Annotated in this window: 3 protein-coding genes; all 3 read left to right on the forward strand. The window is 73.3% G+C overall.

Going from position 1 to position 3,445, the window contains the following annotated elements; genetic code table 11:
• Positions 1-537: 537 nt before the first annotated feature.
• Complete coding sequence (locus BWR60_RS35785; RefSeq protein WP_088158085.1) at positions 538-1,518, forward strand: ABC transporter permease; 981 nt, start codon at positions 538-540, stop codon at positions 1,516-1,518.
• A 211-nt stretch (positions 1,519-1,729) separates the two neighbouring features.
• Complete coding sequence (locus BWR60_RS35790; RefSeq protein ID WP_088158087.1) at positions 1,730-2,563, forward strand: ABC transporter permease; 834 nt, start codon at positions 1,730-1,732, stop codon at positions 2,561-2,563.
• Positions 2,560-3,445, forward strand: an 886-nt coding sequence (locus BWR60_RS35795) for an ABC transporter ATP-binding protein (protein WP_088158089.1), incomplete at its 3' end; no start/stop codon positions are given. The genes BWR60_RS35790 and BWR60_RS35795, both read left to right, overlap by 4 nt.

Below are 3,445 nucleotides of genomic sequence, written 5' to 3' on the forward strand. Positions count from 1 at the left end.
GCGGACGATCCAGTCGCCGAGACCCAGTCCGGCGACTGGATCGTCCGCTTCGCAGACGTCGATCTCGGCCTGATCGACCGTAACACTCGAACCCTTCGCCGCTGCAGGGCGGCCCGGCCGGGCCGCCCTATAGCACCAGAACAAACCGTGGAAACTGTCAACCATGTCCCCGGTCCATAGTGTCAACCATCTCTCCGGTTGCACAGCGTCCGCGCGCGAATGCGCAAAGGGCAGGCCTCGCCGTCAGGGCCAGATCACCAGGTGTCAGGCCGGTTCTGGCGTCGGAAACCCCCTCCCCCTACCCCCCTCCCGCAAGGGGAGGGGGGACTCATTTTGCTTCCGACCGATGCCGTCACTAGCCTCCGACACGATCCCGGAGACATTCCGAAAAGGTCTCGCCAGGCGGGAGAGGCGCCGCGAAAGGGGCCGATCCGCCGGGAACGGTTCCCGCGGCCGCAAACCGCACCCGCCACAACCCCGTGGCATCGCGGACTCCGCGCGGTAAGCTGCCGCTTCCGCGGAACCCGGAGCCGCCCGATGCAACCGCTCCTCGTCCGGCGCCTGGTCCAGGCGGTGCCGGTGCTGCTGATCGTCGTCTGCCTGGCCTTCCTGCTGCTGCGGCTGGCGCCGGGCGACGCCGTCGACGCGCTGGTGGTCGAGATGGGCGGCGGCGATGCCGGGCTGATCGCCCGGCTGCGCGCCGAATACGGGCTGGACCAGCCCTGGCCGGTGCAGCTCGGCCTCTACCTCGCCCATGTCGCGCGGCTCGACCTCGGCTGGTCGGTCGGCTTCTCCCGCCCAGTGCTGGGGCTGGTGCTGGAGCGGGCGGGCAACACCGCCCTCCTGATGGCCGCGGCCCTGTCGCTCGCGCTCTCCGCCGGCACGCTGCTCGGCGTCGCCGCGGGCCAGAGCCGGATCCGGGGGCGGGGATGGCTCGACACGCTGCTGACCGGCTTCGGCCTGCTGCTCTACGCCATGCCCGGCTTCTGGATCGGGCTGATGCTGATCGTGGCCTTCGCCGTGAAGCTGCGCTGGCTGCCGCTGGGCGGCATCGCCACCGTGCCCAGCTTCGACACCGGCTGGGCCTATGTGGTGGACGTGGCGGAGCATCTGGTGCTGCCGACCGTGGCGCTGTCGCTGATGTATGTCGCCGTCTATCTCCGGCTGATGCGCGCCGGCATGCTGGAGGTGGCGGGCAGCGACTTCGTCCGCACCGCCCGGGCCAAGGGCCTGCCGCCCGGCCGCATCACCTGGCGCCATGTGGCGCGCAACGCGCTGCTGCCGATGGTCACCGTGTTCGGCATCCATTTCGGCATGCTGCTGGGCGGCAGCGTGGTGGTCGAGAGCGTCTTCGCCATCCCCGGCCTCGGCCGCCTGGCCTATGAGGCGGTGACCCGGCGCGACCTCAACCTGCTGCTCGGCATCATCCTGGCCAGCGCGGTGATGACGGTGCTGGTGAACCTCGCGGTCGACCTGCTCTATGCGAGGCTGGACCCGCGGCTGCGGGGCGAGCGGTGAGGAGAACCCGTCTCTCCGGGGCGATCGGATTGCCTCTCCCGCCGGACGCGGGAGAGGTCGGGCTCGCGCCAGCGAGACCGGGTGAGGGCTGGTCCCGGCCTCGACGAAATCCCCTCACCCGGAGCCGCTTCGCGTCTCCGACCTCTCCCGCAAGCGGGAGAGGCAATCCGAGCGTGCCGGAGAGATCCTGCCGCCACCAGGGGAGGTGGCGATGAGACGCGTCCTCCGGCGCTTCCTGGCCGACCGGGCCGGGCGGCTCGGCCTTGCCGGGCTCCTGCTGGTGCTCGGCATGGCGCTGGCCGCCGGCTGGCTGTTCCCCGGCGACCCGCTGGCGATCGCGGGGCCGGCGCAGGTCCCGCCGTTCCAGGACCCGGCGCATTGGCTGGGCACCGACCGGCTCGGCCGCGACGTGCTGGCCCAGCTGTGCCACGGCGCCCGGGTCTCGCTGCTGGTCGGCGCCGCGGCGGCGGTGCTGGCGGTCGGCATCGGCCTGCTGGTCGGCACCACCGCCGGCTTCCTCGGCGGCTGGGCGGACGAGGCGCTGATGCGGCTGACCGAGGCGGTGCAGACCGTGCCCAGCTTCGTCCTGGCCCTGGCGCTGATCCTGGTGCTGGGGCCGTCGCTCGGCAGCATCGTCGTCGCCATCGGCCTCGGCGCCTGGCCCAGCCCGGCCCGGGTGGTGCGGGCCGAGGTCATGGCCCTGGCGCGGCGCGACTTCGTGGACGCTTATCGCTGCATGGGCATGGGCTGGGCGCGGATCGCCTTCGCCAAGCTGCTGCCCAACGCCCTGGCGCCGGTGCTGGTGCTGGCCACCGTGATCACCGCCAGCGCCATCCTGATCGAATCGGCGCTGTCCTTCCTCGGCCTCGGCGACCCGAACCGGGTCAGCTGGGGCAGCATGATCGCGGAGGGGCGCGCCGTGCTGCGCAGCGCCTGGTGGCTCTCCGCCATCCCCGGCCTCGCCATCGTCGTCGCCGTGCTGTCGGTCAGCCTGCTCGGCGAGGCGCTCACGGCCGCGCTCGACCCGCGGCGGAGGCGGCGGTGACCGGAGCGCTGCTGGCGATCCGGGGGCTCGCCGTCGACTACCCTGGAGAGGGGGCGGTGGTGCGGGCGGTGGACGGGGTCGACCTCGACCTCGCGGCGGGGGAGACGCTGGCGCTGGTCGGCGAGTCGGGCTCCGGCAAGTCGACGGTGGCGATGGCGCCGCTCGGCCTGCTGCCGCCGGACGCGCGCGTCGCCGGCTCGATCCGCCTGCAGGGGGCGGAGCTGCTGGGCCTGGCGGAGCCTGCGCTGCGCCCGGTGCGCGGCGGCCGCATCGGCATGGTGTTCCAGGAGCCGGTGACCAGCCTCAACCCGGTGCTGACGGTGGGCGAGCAGGTGCGCGAGGTGCTGGCGGCGCACGGGATCTGCCATGGCCGGGCGGCGCGGGCGCGGGCGGTGGCGCTGCTGGCCGAGGTCGGCATCGCCGATCCCGCCGATCGGGCGGGCCGGTACCCGCACGAGCTGTCCGGCGGCATGCGCCAGCGGGCGATGATCGCCATGGCGCTGGCCGCGGGGCCGGAGCTGCTGGTGGCGGATGAGCCGACCACGGCGCTCGACGTCACCGTCCAGGCCCAGATCCTCGACCTGTTCCGACGCCTGCGGGACCGCCGCGGCATGGCGCTGCTGCTGGTCACCCACGACCTCGGCGTGGTCGCCGAGCTGGCCGACCGGGTCGCGGTGATGAAGGCGGGGCGGGTGGTCGAGACCGGCGCGGCGCGGCAGGTGCTGGACGCGCCGGCGCACGCGTATACGCGGGAGCTGCTGGCCGCGACCCTCTCCGTCGACGACGCGCCACGATGGACGGGCAACGAATCAACGCTTCAGCCCAAGCCAACCGAGTCCCCCCTCCCCTCGCGGGAGGGGGGTAGGGGGAGGGGGTTCGTAC

The organism is Inquilinus limosus, from assembly GCF_002195995.1.
GTDB lineage: Bacteria > Pseudomonadota > Alphaproteobacteria > DSM-16000 > Inquilinaceae > Inquilinus > Inquilinus limosus_C.